At 73.3% G+C, this 15,998-nt stretch carries 15 protein-coding genes; 4 read left to right on the top strand and 11 right to left on the bottom strand.

What is annotated here, in order from left to right; genetic code table 11:
- Positions 1–74: 74 nt before the first annotated feature.
- The 5 genes from IEY30_RS14085 to IEY30_RS14105 form a co-directional block, all read right to left on the bottom strand.
- Positions 75–1,385 (bottom strand): guanine deaminase, encoded by a 1,311-nt coding sequence (locus IEY30_RS14085; RefSeq protein WP_030199360.1) that lies wholly within the window; start codon positions 1,383–1,385, stop codon positions 75–77.
- Entirely contained in the window at positions 1,382–2,260 is an 879-nt protein-coding gene (xdhC, locus tag IEY30_RS14090; RefSeq protein WP_081920541.1) for a xanthine dehydrogenase accessory protein XdhC, read from the bottom strand. Before xdhC ends, IEY30_RS14085 begins: the two co-directional genes overlap by 4 nt.
- Before the next feature lies 1 nt (position 2,261).
- Positions 2,262–4,745 (bottom strand): xanthine dehydrogenase molybdopterin binding subunit, encoded by a 2,484-nt coding sequence (xdhB, locus tag IEY30_RS14095; protein WP_030199353.1) that lies wholly within the window; start codon positions 4,743–4,745, stop codon positions 2,262–2,264.
- Positions 4,738–6,213 carry a xanthine dehydrogenase small subunit gene (locus tag IEY30_RS14100; RefSeq protein ID WP_030199350.1) on the bottom strand — a complete coding sequence of 492 codons (1,476 nt, stop codon included), beginning with the start codon at positions 6,211–6,213 and terminating at the stop codon, positions 4,738–4,740. The genes xdhB and IEY30_RS14100 overlap by 8 nt, the downstream gene beginning before the upstream one ends.
- A 114-nt stretch (positions 6,214–6,327) precedes the next feature.
- Positions 6,328–6,954, bottom strand: a complete 627-nt coding sequence (locus IEY30_RS14105; RefSeq protein WP_081920511.1) for a nucleotidyltransferase family protein — start codon at positions 6,952–6,954, stop codon at positions 6,328–6,330.
- A gap of 107 nt (positions 6,955–7,061) precedes the next feature.
- Between IEY30_RS14105 and IEY30_RS14110 the strand changes: the two genes are divergently transcribed.
- On the top strand, positions 7,062–7,844 hold the full coding sequence (locus tag IEY30_RS14110; RefSeq protein ID WP_030199344.1) for an endonuclease/exonuclease/phosphatase family protein: 783 nt from the start codon (positions 7,062–7,064) through the stop codon (positions 7,842–7,844).
- Between the two features lie 14 nt (positions 7,845–7,858).
- Here the strand turns inward: IEY30_RS14110 and IEY30_RS14115 are convergent, their stop codons facing one another.
- From IEY30_RS14115 to IEY30_RS14140, 6 genes are read right to left on the bottom strand one after another with little or no spacing between them, the layout of a single operon-like run.
- A complete protein-coding gene (locus IEY30_RS14115) occupies positions 7,859–8,581 on the bottom strand; it encodes a GTP cyclohydrolase II (protein ID WP_052358589.1) in 723 nt (240 codons plus the stop codon).
- A gap of 8 nt (positions 8,582–8,589) precedes the next feature.
- On the bottom strand, positions 8,590–9,285 hold the full coding sequence (locus IEY30_RS14120; protein WP_030199338.1) for a RibD family protein: 696 nt from the start codon (positions 9,283–9,285) through the stop codon (positions 8,590–8,592).
- Entirely contained in the window at positions 9,278–10,243 is a 966-nt protein-coding gene (locus tag IEY30_RS14125) for a lysylphosphatidylglycerol synthase transmembrane domain-containing protein (RefSeq protein WP_052358588.1), read from the bottom strand. Before IEY30_RS14125 ends, IEY30_RS14120 begins: the two co-directional genes overlap by 8 nt.
- 60 nt (positions 10,244–10,303) lie before the next feature.
- Positions 10,304–11,359 carry a glycosyltransferase family 4 protein gene (locus IEY30_RS14130; protein WP_030199332.1) on the bottom strand — a complete coding sequence of 352 codons (1,056 nt, stop codon included), beginning with the start codon at positions 11,357–11,359 and terminating at the stop codon, positions 10,304–10,306.
- Positions 11,360–11,406: 47 nt separating this feature from the next.
- Complete coding sequence (locus IEY30_RS14135; RefSeq protein WP_030199328.1) at positions 11,407–11,805, bottom strand: 6-pyruvoyl trahydropterin synthase family protein; 399 nt, start codon at positions 11,803–11,805, stop codon at positions 11,407–11,409.
- A gap of 11 nt (positions 11,806–11,816) precedes the next feature.
- Positions 11,817–12,809 (bottom strand): zinc-dependent alcohol dehydrogenase, encoded by a 993-nt coding sequence (locus IEY30_RS14140; protein ID WP_030199326.1) that lies wholly within the window; start codon positions 12,807–12,809, stop codon positions 11,817–11,819.
- A gap of 84 nt (positions 12,810–12,893) precedes the next feature.
- Between IEY30_RS14140 and IEY30_RS14145 the strand changes: the two genes are divergently transcribed.
- From IEY30_RS14145 to IEY30_RS14155, 3 genes are all read left to right on the top strand, one after another.
- The gene (locus IEY30_RS14145) at positions 12,894–13,721 is read left to right on the top strand and encodes a CDP-alcohol phosphatidyltransferase family protein (RefSeq protein WP_081920540.1); all 828 of its coding nucleotides are present in this window, start codon (positions 12,894–12,896) and stop codon (positions 13,719–13,721) included.
- Positions 13,718–15,487 (top strand): alkaline phosphatase family protein, encoded by a 1,770-nt coding sequence (locus IEY30_RS14150; protein WP_229675008.1) that lies wholly within the window; start codon positions 13,718–13,720, stop codon positions 15,485–15,487. Before IEY30_RS14145 ends, IEY30_RS14150 begins: the two co-directional genes overlap by 4 nt.
- Positions 15,488–15,579: 92 nt before the next feature.
- Entirely contained in the window at positions 15,580–15,969 is a 390-nt protein-coding gene (locus IEY30_RS14155; RefSeq protein WP_229675009.1) for a hypothetical protein, read from the top strand.
- Positions 15,970–15,998 lie beyond the last annotated feature (29 nt).

Genomic DNA, 15,998 nt, shown 5'->3' on the forward strand with positions numbered 1-15,998 from the left:
GCCGTGTGCCGCGGTCCGCGTCCGCGCGTCGGATCGCGGGGACAGCGGTTCAGACCAGCGGGGCGCGGTGGGTCTCAGCGGTCGCGGGGCCGGCGCCAGCGGCCGGCTGCGATCTGGTCGCCGCCGACCCACACGCCACCCACGTCGGAGGTGGTGCCGAGGGCGAAGACCTTGGACAGCGCATCGTTGGCGGACGCGGCATTGGCCAGGCCGACGGCGAGCGGGTCGCCGGGCTCGGGCAGCACCCAGATGGCGTCGAACTGCCGGCCCACCGACAGCACGCCCACCTCGTCGGCCAGCCCCAGGGCGTCGGCGCCGGCGGCCGTGGACAGCCAGAGCAGGTGCGCCGAGGTGAGCGGCAGGCCCTGCTCGCCGAGCAGCTGCTGCGCGAAGTAGGCCTGGAGGCCCTCCTTGAAGAGGGAGAAGCCGGTGCCCGCACCGACGTCGGAGCCCAGGGCCACCCGCACCCCGGCCTCGACGTGCCGACGCAGGGGGAACAGGCCGCTGCCGAGCGCTGCGTTGCTCGTGGGGCAGTGCGCGACCGCCGTCCCACGGCCCGCGAGGGTGGCCAGCTCCCGGTCGGTCGGGTGCACGTCGTGGGCCAGCACCGACCGCGGGGTGAGCAGGCCGTGCCGGTCGTAGGTGTCGACGTAGGCCGCACCGTCGAAAAGGCTTGCGACCTCGCGGATCTCGTGGACGTTCTCGTTGACGTGCGAGGTGAAGAACGCGCCCGGCACCTCGGCGACGGTCTGCGCGCAGGACTCGAGGAGAGCGTCGCTCGCCGACAGGGAGAAACGCGGCGTCACGGCATACCTCAGGCGTCCCTTGCCGTGCCAGCGGTCGGCGAGCTCGCGTGACTCCGCCCGGGCGCGCTCCGGTGTGGTGAGGAGGGGTTCGGGCAGGAGGCGGTCGGACGTGACGAGCCCGGTCGTCACGCGCAGGCCCCACTGGTCGGCCGCCTCGAACATCGTGTCGACCGCCCCGGCGAAGTGCGCCCCGAAGACGAGGGCGGTCGTCGTCCCGGCGTCGACGAGCCCGGACACGAAGTCGTGCGCGACGCCGCGCGCGTGGTCGACGTCCGCCAGACGCATCTCCTCCGGCAGCGCGCACTGGTCGAGCCAGTCGAGCAGCGGCAGACCGAGTCCACCGATGATGCGCACCTGCGGGAAGTGGACGTGGGTGTCGACCATCCCCGGCAGCAGGATCCCCTCGCGCAGGTTGAGGACCGGCTCGTCGGGATGCGTTGACCGGAGGGTCTCGAACGGTCCACGCGCGGTGATGACGCCCTGCTCGACGAGGAGCCCGCAGTCGTCGTCCGAGCGCAGCCGGCCCCCGGTGAAGGGGTTGGCCGGAGTGTCGAGGACGGACGCCCTGAAGAGCGTCACGACCGTGCGTCCTGGGCGGCCCGCTCGCGGTCGATGGTGGCGAGCAGGTCGGCGGCGACGGCGACGGCGATCACGGCCGGGCTCTTGCCCGCGAGACCGGGGAGGCCGATGGGCGACTGGATCCGACGCAGCGCATCCGCTGAATGGCCTTCTGCCGCAAGGCGTTGCTCGAAGCGCCGCCACTTGGCCGACGACCCGATCAAGCCTGTCGACCCGAGATGGGAGCACCTCAGGGCGGCGTCGCACAGGGCGACGTCCTCGGCGTGGTCGTGGGTCATGACGAGCACGTGGGTGCCCCGCGGGACCTGCCCGAGCACCAGCTCGGGGACCGGCGCGTGATGGAGGTGGATGCGCGCCACGGCGTCGCCCAGACCCGCGAGGCGGTCCGGCTCGAAACGGTCCTTGCGACCGTCGACGAGGTGCAGCTCGAGGTCGTGGCGGCTGAGGATGCGCGCGAGCTCGGTCCCGACGTGGCCGAGGCCGAAGACGGCGACCGAGGGGACGACGGCGAGCGGCTCGAGCAGGACGGACACCTCACCGCCGCAGCACTGCTGGCCGTGCTCGACAAGGGCGTGCTCGTTGAGGGAGAGCGACAGCTGGGTCGGCGCGGCATCAGCGGCGCCACTCCCGGCGCCACCCCCGGCGCCACCCCCGGCGCCACCCCCGGCGCCGAGCGTCCCGAGCAGCTCCCGCGCGCGATCGACGGCGGTGGCCTCGAGGTTGCCGCCCCCGATGCTGCCCCAGGTGCGCTCGGCGGAGACGACCATCTTGGCGCCGGCCTCCCGGGGCGCGTGCCCCCGCACCGACACGAGGGTGACGAGGACGCCGGGCACCCGATCCACCCGGAGCTGCTCGACCGCTGCGAGCCAGTGCACGTCAGCCACCCCGACCGGAGGACTGCGCGACCTGCGCGACCTGCTCGTCCTGTGCGACCTGCTCGGAGCGCGGCTGCAGCGACTGGGCGTCGGCATCCGGCTGCTCCGGGACGACACCGACGCCGCCCTCGAGCACCGCCACCGTGTGCGGGGGCTGCGCGCCACCGCGGGCCTGGCGCACGGCCCAGAAGACCGCCTCGGGGGTCGCCGGCGACGCGAGGTCGACGACCGTGCCGGGCGGACCGAACGCGGATGCCGCCTGCCGCAGCGCCTCACGCACCGAGATCGCGAGCATGAGCGGCGGCTCGCCGACGGCCTTGGAGCCGTAGACGACGCCGTCCTCGTGAGCGCGCTCGAGCAGCGCCACGTTGAAGACCTCGGGCATCTCGGAGAGGCTCGGCAGCTTGTAGGTGCTGGCCGACGCGGTGGCGAGCCGTCCCCTCGTCGGGCCCGACGACTCGTCCCAGCGCAGGTCCTCGAGGGTGAGCCACCCGGCGCCCTGCACGAAGCCGCCCTCGACCTGGCCGATGTCGATGAGCGGGGACAACGAGTCGCCGACGTCGTGCACGATGTCGACGCGCAGCAGCCGGTAGGTGCCGGTGAAGCCGTCCACCTCGACCTCGGCCGCGGCGGCGCCGTAGGAGAAGTACTTGAAGGGTGAGCCCGCCATCGCAGCGGAGTCCCAGTGCAGCCCCTCGGTCCGGTAGAACCCGGCGGCCCAGAGCTGGACCCGCTGGACGTAGGCCTCGGCCACGAGGTCGGACCAGGCGAGCGTCTGCCCCTCGCCGGAGCCGCGCACGAACCCTCCGCCGAAGCGCAGCTCGTCGGGCGGGACCCCCAGCCGGGCCGACGCGACGACCCGCAGGCGCTCGACGACCTGCTCGCACGCGTTCTTCACCGCTGCGCCGTTGAGGTCGGCGCCCGAGCTGGCTGCGGTCGCCGAGGTGTTGGGCACCTTGTCGGTGCGCGTGGGCGCGAGGCGCACGGACTCGAGCGGCACGCCGAGGGAGGTGGCGGCGACCTGAAGCATCTTGGTGTGCAGGCCCTGGCCCATCTCCGTACCGCCGTGGTTGACGAGCACCGAGCCGTCCTTGTAGACGTGCACGAGCGCGCCGGCCTGGTTGAAGGCGCTGAAGTTGAAGGAGATCCCGAACTTCACCGGGGTGATCGCGAGCGCCCGCCTGGTGTGCGGGTGGCTCGCGTTGTGGGTGGCGATCTGCGCCGTGCGCGCCGCCACGTCGCCGGTCGTGAGCACCTGCTCCCAGCACGCGACCGCGCGCTCGGCGTGACGCACGGGCTGGCCGTACGGCGTCTCCTGGCCCGAGGCGTAGAAGTTACGGCGTCGCAGCACGGCGGGGTCGATGCCGAGGCGCGGCGCACACCGACCGATGACGTCCTCGATGACGAGCATCCCCTGGGGGCCGCCGAAACCGCGGAAGGCGGTCTGGGACGTTTTGTGCGTCAGGGCGATCCGCCCGTTGACCCGGACGTTGGGGATCCAGTACGCGTTGTCGACGTGGCACAGGGCCCGGGCGAGCACGGGCTCGGAGAGGTCGAGGCTCCACCCGCCGTCCGACGTCAGGGTCGCGTCGAGCGCGAGCAGCCGCCCGTCGCCGTCGAAGCCGGCACGCCACTGGGCGTGGAAGCCGTGGCGCTTGCCGGTCAGGGTGAGGTCCTGGCTGCGGTTGAGCCGGAGGCGCACCGGCCGGCCGGTCAGGGTCGCTCCGAGAGCGGCGACGGCGGCATACCCGTGCGGCTGCATCTCCTTGCCGCCGAAGCCTCCTCCCATCCGCAGGCACTGCACGGTGACCGCGTGGCTCGACAGTCCGAGCACGTGCGCGACGATCTCCTGGGTCTCGCTGGGGTGCTGGGTGCTGCTCTGGACGAAGACCTGGCCGGCCTCGTCGACGTGGGCGACGGCGCACTGCGTCTCGAGGTAGAAGTGCTCCTGCCCGGCGAGGTCGAGCTCGCCGCTGAAGACGTGTGACGCGCCGGCGAGGGCGTCGTCCACGTCGCCGCGCTCGAGCCTCGGCGCGCCGCCCTGGAAGGAGTCGCGCTCGATCGCCTCGCGCACCGTGATGATCGCGGGCAGCGGCTCGTAGTCGACCTCGACGGCCAGCGACCCGAGCCGGGCTGCCTCGAGCGTCTCGCCGAGCACCCAGCACACCGCCTGCCCGAAGAACATCACCTCGGACGGGAAGAGCGGCTCGTCGCCCTTGACCCCGCCGTCGTTGACTCCGGGGACGTCGTCGGCGGTCAGCACCCGGACGACTCCGGGGACGTCCAGGGCGGGAGCCGTGTGCAGGCGGGTGACCTTGGCGTGCGTGTGCGGCGCCTGGACGGGGTGGGCATGGAGTATGCCGTGGGTGCGCACCGTGAGGTCGTCGGTGTAGAGCGCCGCGCCCGTCACATGCAGGCCGGCCGACTCGTGCGGGATGGCTTGTCCGACAACGGGGTCGGCGGGTCGGAGCGAGAGGTCACTCATGCGTGGTTCCTTCGCCGTCCGGGACGTTCTCCGCGTGCAGGCGCTGCAGGGCGGTGCCGAGCATCGCTCGCCGGTAGGCGGCGCTGGCACGGTGGTCGTCGAGGGGCGTGCCCTCGCTCTCCATGACCTCGGACGCCCTCTGCACCGTCTCGGCGGACCAGGTGCGTCCCTCGAGAGCGGCCTCGGTGGCCAGAGCGCGCACCGGCGTGGCCGCCACGCCGCCCAGCCCGATGCGGGCCCGCTGCACCATGCCGTCGACGACGTCGAGGGCGAAGGCGACAGCGACGCTGGAGATGTCGTCGAAGCGACGCTTGGCGATCTTGTGGAAGGCGGTCGTGCAGGCGAGCGGGAGGGGGATGCGGACCGCCCGGACCAGCTCGTCGGCGCGCCGGACGCTCTGCCGGTAGCCGGTGAAGTAGTCCGCCAGGGCGACCTCCCGCTCACCCTCTGCGCCCACGAGCAGGACCACGGCCTCCAGGGCGAGCAGCGCCGGCGGCAGGTCGCCGATGGGCGAGCCGGTGCCGAGGTTGCCACCGATGGTCGCCCCGTTGCGGATCAGCCGTGAGGCGAACTGGGGGAAGACCTGGTCCAGTAGCGGGACCTGTCCCGCCAGGGCGCGCTCGACCTCGGTGAGGGTCAGGACCGCGCCGATCTCGACCCCGTTTGTGGTGGCCGTGAGCTGGCGCAGCTCAGGCAGCCGGTCGATCCCGATGACGAACGGCGACCTGGCGCCGCGCAGGTTCACCTCGACCCCTCGGTCGGTCGACCCGGCGACGAGCACGGCGTCGGGGTGCTCGGCGAGCAGGCCCAGCGCCTCGGCGAGGTCCGCGGGCCGGGCGTAGGTGCCGGTCCGCCCCTCGAGCCGGGTCGCGGTCGCCTGGGGAGGCGCACTCGTACGTCGGGTGGCGAGGGGGTCGTCGCCACTGGGCTGCCCCAAGGCCCAGGCGGCGTCGCGGATCGGGCGGTAGCCGGTGCAGCGGCACAGGTTGCCCGACAGCGCCTCGAGGTCGAAGCCGTTGGGGCCGCAGGCCCGCGGCGCGTCACTGCTCGAAACGCCCGGACCGGCCTCTGCCGCGCGGCCGTCCCGGTAGTACTCGGCAGCCATCGAGCAGACGAATCCGGGCGTGCAGTAGCCGCACTGCGACCCACCCCGGACGGCCAGCTCGTGCTGCACGGGGTGCAGCTGCGCGGCCGTGCCGAGTCCTTCCGCGGTGACGACCTCCTGCCCGTCGAGCGCTGCCGCCGGAAGGAGACAGGCGTTGAGCGCCGTCCATTCCGTGCCCGAAGCGCCATCGGAACGGGCGACGAGGACCGCACAGGCACCACACTCCCCCTCGGCGCAGCCCTCCTTGGCGCCGGTCAGGCCGAGACCGCGCAGCCAGTCCAGGGCGTTGGTCGCCGGCTCGACCCCGGCCAGTTCGCGCTCGGTGCCGTTGACCGTCACCGAGAGCCGCTGCCCCGGCCTCATCCGCAAGTCCCGTCGTCCACGGACCCATGATGCACCGCCGGGTGCCGCAGTCGATCAGGGTTGGACACGCAGGTGGACCGAAGAAGCCTGCCCCACTCGGCCCGGATGGACTAGTCAAGGACGGATCATGCCCTGCCGGCAGCCATCGTCACGCTCGACCAGACCATCGCACGGGTGGGCGCACCGAGACTGCTCGACGATGCCGAGGCGGTCGAGCAGAAAGAGGACCGCCTCGGCGAAGGGGTTCCCGGACGTCTCGCGGGCCGTGCGCTCCCAGTCCACCTGTTCCCGCAAGGCACGCAGGACCGGCAGCACCGCGCTGACGTCGCAGTAGTGCTCGTCGAGCGAGGCCAGCTTGTGGATCACCAGCTCGGTGGCGTCGAGCACCGGCATCTCGACGGCAAGCACCTGCATCGTCGTGGCACGCTCGACCTCCGAGCGGTCGGTCACACGTCCCACGGGCCCGTGGATGACGTCGACCATCGCGCCGTTGGCGAAGACCTTGAAGAGCCAGTCCTCCGGTGGTTGCACCACGTCGAAACCCTGGTCTGCCAGGAACTGCGCCACCTCGTCCGCATCCTGCGCGGCGATGAGGAAATCGACGTCGTGGTCAGGCTCGGGCCCACCTCGGGCCCATGCGGCATACCCGCCCATCAGCGCGAACGGGGCACCGCTCTGCTTCAGGGCCACGGCGACCGTCTTCAGTGCGTCACGCAGGTCCGGCGCGTCCTCCAGGTCCATGCGGTCCCAGTACCCAGACGGCGTCGGCCTGTGCAGCCCGACGTCAGCCGTGAAGACATCAGGGCTCGGTGGCGTGGACGCCGTCGCGAGACGGGTACGAGCCAGCCATGCGAGTGGCGACCTTCAACATCCTCAACGGACGGGTGCCGACCGACCAGCACGTCGACCTCCAGGGGTTCCGTAGATCGGTCCGCCAGCTCGACGCAGACGTCCTGGCGATGCAGGAGGTGGACCACAACCAGCACCGGTCGGACCATGCCGACCTCACCGCCATCGCGGCCGAGGAGATGGGGGCTCGTGAGCACCGCTTCGTGGCCGCGCTGGCCGGCGGCCCCGGCGCGACATGGGTCGCCGCCACGGGCGAGGAACAACCCGACGCGGCCGCCTATGGGATCGCGCTGCTCAGCAGGTTCCCCGTCCGAGGCTGGCGTATCGTCCGACTCCCACCGGTGCCGATACCCGTACCGATGCGGTTCTCGGGCCGCCTGCGGCCCGAGCTCGTGCGTGACGAGCCGCGGGTCGCGGTCGTGGCCGACATCGAGTCGCCCGATGGCCCCGTCACCGTGGCCAACACCCACCTCTCGTTCATCGACTGGTGGAACGGCAGGCAGCTGCGTCGACTCATGGCTGACGTCGTCGACGAGACCCACCCCCTCGTGGTCATGGGCGACCTGAACATGGAGCCGAACCGCACACGTCACATCACCGGCATGCGGTCCGCCGTCGAGGCGACCACGTATCCCACGGAGGCCCCACGCCAGCAGATCGACCACATCCTCCTGCGCGGGCCGGTGCGGTCGCGGCACGGCGCGGCCATGGCGCTCCCCGTGTCGGACCACCGCGCGCTCACGGCCGAGCTGATCCTGCAAGACGTGTCGGACCACGTCTGAGCCGGACGCGCGCCTCAGACCGTTCCGCGGCGGGTCGCGACCGACTGCGAGCCCGGAGAGGTCCCGAGGTCCATCGTGTGCGCGTGACGCACGACCTTCGTGGCGAGGTAGTGCGCGTTCGCGTCGGACAGGTGCACGCCCGTGGGCACCCGGTGCGCGACGGTGACTCCGAGCCGGCGCAGCTGCTCGGCCTTGTCGGGGTTGTTGCTGAGCAGCGCGACGCGGTCGACGCCGAGCGCGCCGAGCATCTGGGCGGCCACGGTGTAGTCCCGCTCGTCCTCCCCGTAGCCGAGGGCGACGTTGGCCTCGTAGGTGTCGAGCCCGCGGTCCTGGAGCACGTATGCGTCGAGCTTGGGATACAGCCCGATGCCGCGGCCCTCCTGCCGGAGGTAGAGGAGGAAACCTCCCGACGCGTCGAGCCGTTCGACGGACTCGCGCAGCTGGGCACCGCAGTCGCAGCGCTGGCTGCCGAAGACGTCACCGGTCAGGCACTCGCTGTGCAGCCGGGTCGGTGTCGCGCCGGCGTCGCACACCGTCGGTCCGGGTGGCGCTGCCCGCTCGCCGAGCCCGAGCGCGAGGTGCTCGCGACCGTCGGCGAGGCCCTCGAAGGTGAAGACGCGCGCCGTCGTCGTGAAGCCGTCCGCGAAGGCCAGCGGCACGAGCACGTGGGTGCGGATCCGGGCCGGCGCGGGACCTGCACCCAGCGGGGCCCTCTCCCCGGCAACGTCCTTCCTCATCCCGCTGCTCATGGCGCCTCCCGGAAGCGGGGCGACAGGGCATAGCGCAGGAGCACGACGTCCCCGATCTGGCGCACCTCGGCGAGAGTCGCTCGCCTCCCCGGGTGCCACGGGTAGCGACCGTCGCCCACGAAGCGGCAGGCGGCCGAGTCCCCGACGAAGAAGGGCGCCACGACGAGTTGCAGCTCGTCGGCGAGGTCGTCGGTCAGCATCTGCGTGTGCACCGAGCCGCCGCCCTCCACCATGAGCCGCCCCACGCCGCGCTCGCCGAGGTCCTCGCACACGCGGCGCATCGTCGCGGGGTGCTCCACACCGACGACCGTGGCCACCGCGCCGAGCCGCGCACGCAGGGTGGGCACAGCGCTGCTGGGCGCATAGACCATCTTGTCGGCGCCGTCGGGCGCGAAGAACGCTGCGCCACAGTCGAGCCCGGCCTCGCGGGTCACCGTCACCTTGAGCGGCGACGGCGCCAGACCGCGTGCGACCCGTGCTGCCCGCCGCTCCGCCGACCGGACCAGCAACCGCGGGTCGTCGCGGCGGATCGTCGTGGCACCGACGAGGATCGCGTCGCTCGCGGCGCGCTCCTCGTCGACGCGGTCGAAGTCGGCGTCGTTGGACAGCAGGAGCCGCGTCGGGGTCGCCGCACTGAGGTAGCCGTCGATCGACATGCCGCAGCTGAGCAGGGTGTAGGGGCGGTCAGCCACGTGCGACCCCCTCCGCGCAGGCGAGGTCTGCCGACCTCGTCCGGTCACGCCGACCCAGCGTCAGCACCAGCGCTCCCGGCAAGCTGGAGACGAGCGCCATCACGCCGTAGACGACAGCCGTGCCGACCCCGGCAGCGGCGCCGAGCCCTGCTGCACCGAAGGCCCAGGCCGCCGCACCTTCGCGCGGCCCCCACCCGGCGACGTTGAGGGGCAGGCTCATCGCCACGAGCACGACGAGCGCCAGTGGCAACAGGCGGGTGACGGGTGCGGTCACTCCCGCGGCGCGTGCCGCCACGACGAAGGTCGCTGCGTGCCCGACCACGACGGCCGCGGAGCTCCCGATCACACCCGGCCACGTGCGCCGTCCCAGCACGCCACTGCGGAGGTCTGCCGACACGGCCCGCACCATGCGTACGACCCGAGAGTCCGGGCCGTGGGTCCGCCGGCCGACCACAAAGGCTCCGATTGTGACGCTGGCGAGCCCTGCCACGACGCAGACGACGAGGACGCCTGTGCCGGAACGCATCTCGGGCGTGACGGGCACGAGGAGCAGCACGGTGCCGGTCACAGCGGCGAGGACGACCTGGCCGGCCGAGCGCTCCCACACGACCGAGCGCAGCCCACGTCCCAGGTCTCCGCCGTCCCGGCCGTGCCGGACGCCGCGGTGCACGTCACCGAGCACCCCGCCGGGCAGGGTCACGTTGAGGAACTGGGACCGGTACGACTCCGACACGGCCGTGCGCAGCGTCAGCTCGGCACCGAGCCCGCGCGCCACGAGCACCCAGCGCCACGCCCCGCAGACGGTCGTCACCAGGGCGATGGCCGCCGCGACCGCGACCGAACCCGCATCGAGGTGGCGCACGGCGTCGACGAAGGGGCCGGCCCCGACGCGCCAGACGAGGAACGCGACGATGCAGAGCCCCCCGACGGGGCTCAGCCACGACCGGTCGCGGTGCATCTGCTCCGACCTTTCTGCCAGGACCCCCGATGGTGAGGACGTCGGGGGCACGCATCGGGTTCAGGCGTCCCGTACCCCGACGAGCACGGCCGAGACCTGCTCCACGGTGCGCGCCCACGACGACAGGTCCTGCCGGCGCCGTCGGGCCCGCCGCCGCAGCCGGTCCCGCTCGTCCGGGTCGGTCAGCCAGGACCGGAGCGCTGCCGCCAGGACGTCGGGCCGCCCGACCGGCACGAGAAGGCCGGCAGGCCCGTCTCCGGTGTGGCCGAGCGCCTCCGGCACCCCGCCGACATTGCTCGCGACCACCGGGACGCCGTGGGCCAGGGCCTCGGTGACGACCATCCCGAAGGTCTCGACGTGGGAGGGCAGCACGAGGAGGTCGGCGGCGGCATACGCCTCCTCGAGGGCGCTGCCGCGCAGCGCCCCGACGAGCGCCACCCGGTCGGCCAGGCCGGACCGGGCGAGGCGCTGGCGGAGGTCGGCGACCACGGCCGGTTCACGGTCCAGCGCCCCGGCCACGACGCACGACCACGACAGGTCGGCGACGAGCCCGAGCGCGGCAGCGAGGTCGGCGTGCCCCTTGTGCGCGGTGACGGCGGCGACGCAGAGCAGCCGACCACCCTCGTGCGTGCCCTCCGACGCGGCGCCGCGCTCGGCACCCGGCTGGGCCACGTGCACGGCGTCGACGGCGAGGGCGTAGGTGTCGAGGAGCACCCCGCGCGTCCACTCGCTCGTCGTGACCACGGCCGAGGCGGCCAGGAGCACGTCCCGTTCGCCCTGCGCTGCAACGGGATCCGACAGACCCAGCGGGAGGTGGACGAGCACGACGAGGCGCACCCGCCCTACCTCCGGCACGAGCACCGGGGCAGCACAGGACGCGACGAGCCCGTCGACGAGGAGCAGACCACCCTCGGGCACGGCGGCGACGACGCCCGCGAGCCGCTCGAGGGCCGCCGCGTCGGGTCGGGGCCACCCACCCGTCACCGGGCGCTCGGTCACCACCCACCCGGCGGCGCGGAGCCCGTCGAGGACCCGGCGGTCGTACGCGTTGCCACCGCTCACGCGGTCCGGGTCATCGATGTCGGCGGGCACGACGGCGTGGAGCTCCGGGAGCACCTCCCGACGCGCCTTCCCCGGCCCCTCCCCCTGCGCAGGCGCGTCCGTCAGAGGTCGCACTCGTAGGTCGCCCACGCGACGTGCGACTCGTGGAGCGTGACGGCGAGAGCGGTCACCTGGCCCCGCGCCGAGCCGAGGTCTCCGGCCCGCACCCGCTCGGCCACCCGGTCCGCGACGTGGCGGGCCAGCACCTCCGTCGTGGTGTTGACCCCGGCGAAGGCCGGCTCGTCGTCGAGGTTGCGGTAGCCGAGGGCGCCGACGACCGCGTGGACGTGCTCCGTGGCGAGGCCGATGTCCACGAGGATGCCGTCGGCGTCGAGCTCGGGGCCCCGGAAGGTCACGTCGACGACGAAGGTGGCGCCGTGGAGCCGCTGGGCCGGTCCGAAGACCTCCCCCCGGAAGCTGTGGGCGACCATCATGTGGTCCCGGACGGTGACGCTGAACATGGGCTCCCCGCTCAGTCGGTGGCTCGGTAGGTGATCGTGTGGCAGACGGCGGGCAGCGACCCGTCGGCGAGGCGCTGCATCACCTCGGGCAGCTCGTCGAACGGCGAGTCGCCGGTGAGCAGCGCGTCGAAGGCCTCGTCGCGCAGCAGGTCGAGCGCCAGGGCCAGACGCTGGGCATACGTGTAGCGCGAGCGCCGCGCTGCGGCAACGGAACCCACCTGGCTGGCCCTGATGCGCAGCCGGGACGAGTGGAACGACCCACCGAGCGACAGCTCGATTCGGCTGTCGCCGTACCAGCTGAGCTCGGTCACGGTGGCCTCGGGCGCGAGCAGGTCCAGCGAGAGCTGCAGACCGGCGCCCGTCGCGCTCGTGTGGACGACGAGGTCGTGGTCGCCGCGTGACGCCGCGAGGTCCTCCGGCCGCGCGAAGGCGACACCGAGCCGGGCGGCGATGTCGGCGCGGGTCGGGTCCACGTCGACGAGCGTCACGTGGCACCCGGGGATCCCGGCGAGCAGGCGGGCCACGCAGCAGCCCACCATCCCGGCACCGACCACGGCGGCCCGGTCGCCGACCCGCGGCGCCGCATCCCACAGCGCGTTGACGGCCGTCTCGACGGTCCCCGCCAGCACGGCCCGGCGGGCGGGCACACCGTCGGGCACCACGACGACCGACTCGGCCGGCACGACGTAGGCCGTCTGGTGCGGGTGCAGGCAGAAGACGGTCCGCCCGACGAGCTCGGTCGGCCCCTGCTCCACCGTGCCGACGCCGAGGTAGCCGTACTTCACCGGCGCGGGGAAGTTGCCCTCCTGGTGCGGCGCCCGCATGACCGAGTACTGGTCCTCTGGCACGGCCCCGCGGAAGACGAGCGTCTCCGTGCCCCGGCTGACGCCCGAGTGGAGGGCGCGCACCAGCACCTCACCATCCGCGGGGGCGGGCACGGCGACCGGGCGGATCTCGCCCCTGCCGGGCTCGACCACCCAGAACGCCCGCGCATCGGTGGACACGCGACCAGAGTAGATCGGTGTCCGTGAACTGTGAGGGCAACGACGGCGTCCTTGGTTCGAACCCCAATCGGTGAGGTGGAGCAGGTGCGTCAGGTGATCCCTCCCGGCCCCCTCGTCGGGCCCGTGGCCGTGCTGACGCTGCTCGCCGTGCTGCAGGAATCGTCCACCGAAGGCCTCGGGGTCGAGGGATGGGCCGTCGGACTCGCCTGCGCCGCCGCGCTGGGCGGGCTCCTCGGGATCGGCCTGCAGCGCGCCGGGCGCCGGCACCTGACGCCGGCCGACCGGGTGACCCTGACGCGCGCCGTCCTCGCCTGTGGGGTCGCCGCGCTCGTCGCCGCGGGAGTCTCGGGCACGACGGTCTCGACGGCGGTGCTCGTCATCCTCGCCTCGGTCGCGCTCGTGCTCGACGCCGTGGACGGCCGGGTCGCGCGACGCACCGGGACCGTGCACCCCTTCGGCGCCCGCTTCGACATGGAGACCGACGCCTTCCTCATCCTCGTGCTCGGCGTCCACGTCTCAGGCAGCCTCGGCTGGTGGGTTCTCGTCACCGGGGCCGCGCGCTACCTCCTCCTGCTCGTGACGGCCGCGGCCCGCTGGGCGCCGTGGTTGCGGGGTCAGGTGCCGGCCCGCCTGTGGCGCAAGGTGGTCGCGGCCTACCAGGGCATCGCGCTGACGGCCGTGACGTCCGGGGTCCTGCCGCAAGCGCTTGCCACCGTCGCCGTCGCCGCCGGCCTCGGACTGCTGGTCGTCTCGTTCGGGACCGAGGTCTCCACGCTCCGTCGTGGCTCCGTGACGCAGAGGACGTATGCCGTTCGCCCCCTGCCGAGCCCGCCTGCCCTGCCGTCGGGGGTGGTCACGGACCTGGCGTCCGCCCCCGTCGCGACCGCCCTCGACGTGCGTGCGCTCCCATGACGACAGAGCCAAAGGCCCCGTCGCAGACCTCGTCGCAGGCCTCGACGCAGGCCTCGACACAGACCTCGAGGCCGCGCCCCTCCCGGCGCTCGACGCGGCGCCGCGTCCTCGGTCACGTCCTCACCGCCGCAGCGGCACTCCTCGTGTGGGTCGCCCTGACCGCGCCGATGCCGACGCTCGGCTGGTCGCCGACACCGCTGTCGCTGCTGCGCATCCCCGTCGAAGGGATCGTCGTCGTCGCTCTGCTCCTCGCCCTGCCCGGCGCCGTCGCCCGTTGGCTCGCGCTCTCGGTCGGGCTCGTGCTCGGGATCCTCCTCGTCGTGCGGGTCCTCGACACGGCCTTCCTCGACACGCTCTACCGCCCGTTCAACCCGCTGACGGACTGGCGCTACGCGGGGTCCGCCACGGAGCTGCTCGGCGACTCCGCCGGACCGGTCACGGCGGTGCTGGCCGTCGTGGCCGCGGGCCTGCTCGTGGTCGGCATCCTCACGCTGACGCCCCTCGCCGCACAGCGGGTCGGGCGTCTCGTCCGCCGTCACCGGCGAGCCGGGCTGCGCACCGTCGTGGCTGCGGCTGCGGTCTGGGCGGTCTGCGCGGTCCTCGGGATCCGCACGGCCCCGGACCTGCCCGTGGCCGCGTCGAGCGCGGGGTCGCTCGCAGCGCACGAGGTGACCTCGTTCCGGGACGGGGTCCGGGACCGGGAGGCCTTCGCCGCCCAGGTCCCCGTCGACGCCTACCGCGACTCCCCGCCCGGCGACCTCCTCACCGCCCTCCGGGGCAAGGACGTCGTCATCGTCTACGTCGAGAGCTACGGCCGCGTCGCGGTCGACGGGAGCCCTGACGTGGCAAGGGCGCTGACGGCCGGCACGAGCGCACTGGGCGCCTCGGGGTGGACCGCCCGCAGCGCCTGGCTGACGTCCCCGACCTTCGGTGGGGTGAGCTGGCTCGCGCACTCGACGCTCCAGTCCGGGCTCTGGGTGAGCAGCCAGCAGCGATATGACCAGCTGCTCGACACCGCATCGCCGGCGAGCAGCCCCGGCGAGTCGTCAGGCAGCACAGCGAGGTTCACCCTCGCGCGCGCCTTCTCCCGGGCCGGGTGGCGCACCGTCGACGTCATCCCGGCCAACCGTCGCGACTGGCCCGAAGGGAAGGCGTTCTACGGCTACGACGAGGTCTACGACGCCCGGACGCTCGGTTACGCCGGACCGGGCTTCGGCTACGCGCCGATGCCCGACCAGTTCACGCTCGCCGCCTTCGCCCGGCTCGAGCTCCAGCGCCACGTGCCGGGCGGCCGCCCGCCGGTCATGGCCGAGATCGACCTCGTCTCGAGCCACGTCCCTTGGGCGCCACTGCCACGACTCGTCGACTGGGGCAGCATCGGCAACGGCTCGGTCTTCCTCGAGCAGGCCGGGCAGGCGACGCCACGCGACGTCGTCTGGGCCACCACGCAGGGGGTGCGGACGGCATACGGCCAGACCGTGGCGTACTCCCTCGACAGCGTCGTGTCGTTCCTGCGGGCGACCCACGACGACAACCTCGTCGCCGTCGTGCTCGGTGACCACCAGCCGATCAGTCTCGTCTCCGGCGACCACGCGAGCCACGACGTGCCCGTCAGCGTCGTGACGCGCGACGCCGCCGTCCTCGACCGCATCGCCGGGTGGGGCTGGCAGGACGGCCTGCGTCCCGGGCCGGCCTCGTCGGTCTGGCCGATGGACCGCTTCCGCGACCGCTTCCTCACGGCCTTCGGGAGCCGGCCCGGCGGCTGAACCCCCACTCGCCGCAGGTCGTCTTCAGGGAGAGAGTCCGACACCGCGACGCCATCCGGACGGCGCGGCGCGACCCGGACAGGAGCATGACCATGAGACTCCGAGTCGTGGGAGCGGCAGCACTGCTCGTCTCCGCGGGAGTGCACCTCTACCTGTGGTTCGACGGGGTGCGGAACCAGAGCGTGGGACCGATGTTCCTCGTCAACGTCGTCGCCGGCGTCGTCATCGCCGGCCTGCTGCTCCGTTGGCAGCACTGGGTGCCGGCGTTCCTCACCGCCGGCTTCGGCGCGGCGACGCTGGGTGCCTTCGTCATCGCCTCCACCGTCGGGCTGCTCGGCGTGCACACGGTCTGGGCCGGCGGGTCGGTCTGGGCGGCGGCCGTCTCCGAGGTCGTGTGCATCGTCGTCGGCGGCCTCCTGCTGCTGCGCGCGCGCCCCGTGACACCGCAGCTGGCCCTTCCCGGCCGGCGGCACGCCTCCTGAGGCTCACCCGGTCCGGGCGATGCGAGCGC

This window comes from Terrabacter tumescens (genome assembly GCF_014646815.1).
Lineage (GTDB): Bacteria > Actinomycetota > Actinomycetes > Actinomycetales > Dermatophilaceae > Terrabacter > Terrabacter tumescens.

What these genes read in the sequence shown, in the direction of transcription:
- IEY30_RS14150 (WP_229675008.1), top strand. Translation starts at nt 13,718, where the DNA reads ATGACGACAGAGCCAAAGGCCCCGTCGCAGACCTCGTCGCAGGCCTCG.
- xdhB (WP_030199353.1), bottom strand. Translation starts at nt 4,745, where the DNA reads ATGAGTGACCTCTCGCTCCGACCCGCCGACCCCGTTGTCGGACAAGCC.
- IEY30_RS14100 (WP_030199350.1), bottom strand. Translation starts at nt 6,213, where the DNA reads ATGAGGCCGGGGCAGCGGCTCTCGGTGACGGTCAACGGCACCGAGCGC.
- IEY30_RS14105 (WP_081920511.1), bottom strand. Translation starts at nt 6,954, where the DNA reads ATGGACCTGGAGGACGCGCCGGACCTGCGTGACGCACTGAAGACGGTC.
- IEY30_RS14155 (WP_229675009.1), top strand. Translation starts at nt 15,580, where the DNA reads ATGAGACTCCGAGTCGTGGGAGCGGCAGCACTGCTCGTCTCCGCGGGA.
- IEY30_RS14135 (WP_030199328.1), bottom strand. Translation starts at nt 11,805, where the DNA reads ATGTTCAGCGTCACCGTCCGGGACCACATGATGGTCGCCCACAGCTTC.
- IEY30_RS14110 (WP_030199344.1), top strand. Translation starts at nt 7,062, where the DNA reads ATGCGAGTGGCGACCTTCAACATCCTCAACGGACGGGTGCCGACCGAC.
- IEY30_RS14125 (WP_052358588.1), bottom strand. Translation starts at nt 10,243, where the DNA reads ATGCACCGCGACCGGTCGTGGCTGAGCCCCGTCGGGGGGCTCTGCATC.
- IEY30_RS14115 (WP_052358589.1), bottom strand. Translation starts at nt 8,581, where the DNA reads ATGAGGAAGGACGTTGCCGGGGAGAGGGCCCCGCTGGGTGCAGGTCCC.